The organism is Camelimonas fluminis (genome assembly GCF_014656355.1).
In the GTDB taxonomy this organism is placed as follows: Bacteria; Pseudomonadota; Alphaproteobacteria; order Rhizobiales; family Beijerinckiaceae; genus Camelimonas; species Camelimonas fluminis.
In genome coordinates this window covers 1-3,070 of the sequence record NZ_BNCG01000098.1, presented here as the reverse complement: position 1 = coordinate 3,070, position 3,070 = coordinate 1, and the positions used below count along the sequence as shown (strand labels likewise).

At 62.0% G+C, this 3,070-nt stretch carries 2 protein-coding genes and 2 pseudogenes; all 4 read right to left on the bottom strand.

What is annotated here, in order from left to right:
* Nucleotides 1-117 precede the first annotated feature (117 nt).
* Nucleotides 118-579, bottom strand: a pseudogene (locus IE243_RS22380) (IS3 family transposase); the annotation flags it as partial.
* Between the two features lie 43 nt (nt 580-622).
* Nucleotides 623-1,945 (bottom strand): type II toxin-antitoxin system HipA family toxin, encoded by a 1,323-nt coding sequence (locus IE243_RS22375; RefSeq protein WP_191321498.1) that lies wholly within the window; start codon nt 1,943-1,945, stop codon nt 623-625.
* On the bottom strand, nt 1,935-2,219 hold the full coding sequence (locus IE243_RS22370) for a helix-turn-helix transcriptional regulator (RefSeq protein ID WP_191321497.1): 285 nt from the start codon (nt 2,217-2,219) through the stop codon (nt 1,935-1,937). The genes IE243_RS22375 and IE243_RS22370 overlap by 11 nt, the downstream gene beginning before the upstream one ends.
* A gap of 602 nt (nt 2,220-2,821) precedes the next feature.
* Nucleotides 2,822-3,070: pseudogene (locus IE243_RS22365) on the bottom strand (IS5/IS1182 family transposase); the annotation flags it as partial.

Genomic DNA, 3,070 nt, shown 5'->3' with positions numbered 1-3,070 from the left:
CGTGGAACGCGCGCCCATCATCCGGTGGAATCAGTGCCCACCATCCCGTGGAACACGCACCGCGCGAGGAAGGGGGAAAGAAGGCAGGCGGCGGGGTATAGCGGCGGGGCTGGCCAAGCTGCGCCATGGCCCGCGGCGGTGGATCACCTCTGTCTTGTAGAGGCCGTTGATCGTCTCGGCGAGAGCGTTGTCATAACTGTCGCCGACGCTGCCGACGGACGGCTCGACGCCAGCTTCCGCCAGACGCTCGGTGTAGCGGATGCTGACATACTGCGATCCCCTGTCGGAATGATGCACAAGACCGCTCCTGTGAACAGGCCGCCGTTCATGCAGGGCCTGTTCAAGTGCGTCGAGCACGAAGCCCGCATGCGCTGTCCGGCTCACGCGCCAGCCAACGATGCGACGGGCATAAGCATCGATGACGAAGGCTACATAGACGAAGCCTGACCAGGTGCTGACGTAGGTGAAGTCCGAAAGCCAAAGCCTGTTCGGGGCTGGGGCATGGAAGATGCGGTTGACATGGTCGCGTGGACAAGGCGCGGCCTTGTCATGCACCGTGGTGCGTATCCGCTTGCCGCGAGTGGCCAGGCGCGTCTTTTGAGCTGCTGTGGCGCTGTCATCGTCAGGCGCCTGTGCTTGCGAGCAGCGTGTTGTGCGCGGCGCGGAAGGTATCCTGCAGCGCCTTGTGGTTATCGAGGCCTTCCAGGGCGTAGCTGTTGAGGAACTGGCGTCCGGCGAACAGTTTGCGGTCGACGGGGTTGAGGTCTGCTTCGTCGCAGACCTCTTGCCAGAGGTTGGCGATGGTTGCGATCTGATGCTCGATCAGCGCGGCGGCTTCCGCCTCTTTCAGGTGATAATCCGGCGCGGCGGCGAGCAGAGTGGCGAGCGTGCTGGCGCGGCCCTCGCCCTTGATGAGCATGGCCTGCGTGGCTTCACTGCCTGTGCGGCCTTGCGGGCAGATGTCATAGGCGGGCGTGAGCGTGAGCATTCTGCCGTCCCAGAAGGCGGCATGGTTGCGGGCGTGGTCGTCGGTGTTGCCGCACAGCACGTTGAAGCAGATCCGCCCGTAGAGTTCCTTCAGCGTGTCCTTGGGATCCGTGAAGCGGTGGCGGATGAGCTCGGCTAGGTCTTCGTAGGAAGCGTAGCGGGCCATCATCTCATCAAGGCCGAGCATGGTCAGGGCTGAGACCATAGCGTGCCGTGTCCAACCATCCTTTGTTAGCGTGCGGTCGAAACGCTCGATCAGCAGCACATCCTTATGGGCGGCATGGGTCATCGACACGGGCGCTGCGTTGAGCCCGCAGGCAGATGCCAGCTTCATCGCGATGAATTCGGCCTTCACGACACTGTAGGTGTCGTTGGCGGCTGAGAATTTTGCGATGAACTTCTTCGCGCCGTCGTCGATGAGCGCCTTCGGGCGAGCGCCGCCGATCGACGTGCCGTGATTAAGGGCCTGGTCGAGCGCCGGGGTTAGGGGGACGCCTTTTTCAATAAGGGCGGCTGCCTCCATGAGTTCGTCAAGCGATGCCTGTGCGGCAAGGCGGGGGACATACTCTGTGGCCGATGCCTGAAAATCGAGGGCGCCAATGCGGTCGGAGCCTGACTGCAGCAGGAAGGTCAGCTCGCTGATCTCGGGTACGCCGGCAGCGTCGGGCCTTTTGCCCGTCAGCCTGTTGATGATGACGCGTCGGCCCCACGCGTCCGGCGAGCCGTCGCGAATGCAGCTGGCCATCTGGAGGCCGTTGATGGGTGCAATGACGCCTTCCTGGAGGGGGAGCTCCGGCTCGTAGATGGGAATGGCGCTCTTACGGCGGCGGTAGCTGGCGCCGTAGGTATAAAGCAGGCGCTCGCCGTCCTGGTCGAGGCGGCCGGCAACCACCGGCTCTGTTTCCCCGGGCAGCCACATCCAGACAAAGGCTTCGGTAGCATCCGCCTTAGAAGTCATCATCGACCTCTTTCACCGTGTGGCGGACGCTCTTGGGCAGCAGCGTCAGTTTTTCGTCGAGGCGGGCATTGTGCATCTGGAGCGTGCGCTCGTCATAGTCGAACAGGCGCACGCCGACGATTGAAGCGACCTCAAAGACGATGCCGATCTCGGGACCCGGCGCGCCTTTTTCGATGCTGGACAGGGTCGTGCGGCTGATGCCGGCGCGGTCCGCCAGTTCCTGCGCGGTCAGGCCGCGCTGGGCACGGCCGACGCGGATCAGCTTGCCGAGCATGGCGAGCGCCTGGTGCGTGACTCTGGAGTAGCTTCTCTGACGGGGCACGGTTATACCTGTGTGTTCATTTGAGTGGACGTGAGGCCTGATCATGTCCAAAATTTTGTACATTCTGCCATAAGGTCGGTGGATAGTCAAGTTTTGTTCATTTGATTGGTCATAAAGGCTGATCATGGCCATAATTTTGTACAAAGCTAGAGGGTGGCGCCGCCGTAGGGCGGTCAGACTATACGCGTTCGCGCATAAAGCCAGGTTATACGCGAGTGCGTGTGACCAGTTACGTGGCAGGGCGGCTCTGCCGAGAGCTTTGGCGCGTGAGTGTTGTTTTTCACCCAGAACTGAGCCGGTTTCTCGGGTAATTTCCACTGAGAATTGAGCCATGTGACCCTTCCCCCCTGCCGGATAGCGACGGGGGCAACGGAGTGATCCACATGGGACTTTTGAACATCATCCGCCGGATGCACTTGCGTCAGGAGCTGGACACCTCGAAAAACGTGCTTATCCGCTCCCGTTGAGTTTTCGAGAGCCTCCCGGAGGCGCCGATTGGCCGCCCTGTTTCGCTTGATTGTCGCCTTTGGACCGTCAAAGGCGGCCTTGAGGCATCATGCGGGCGCACTTCTCCCTTCAAGCCAGGCAAGCCGGGTGAAGTTGTAGGCCAGATTGGCCATGCCGATCTTCAGCCGGGCCCGCGCCATGCCAATGGTGCGAACCACCAGCCCCATCCGATGCTTCTGCGCCGCGAAGACATGCTCAACCGCAGCCCGGATAACGGAACGCTTACCGTTGGCCCGTGCGATGTGCGCGGGCATCGGGCGGCCCTTCGGCTTCTTGCGGTGGATCTGGCTGCTGAA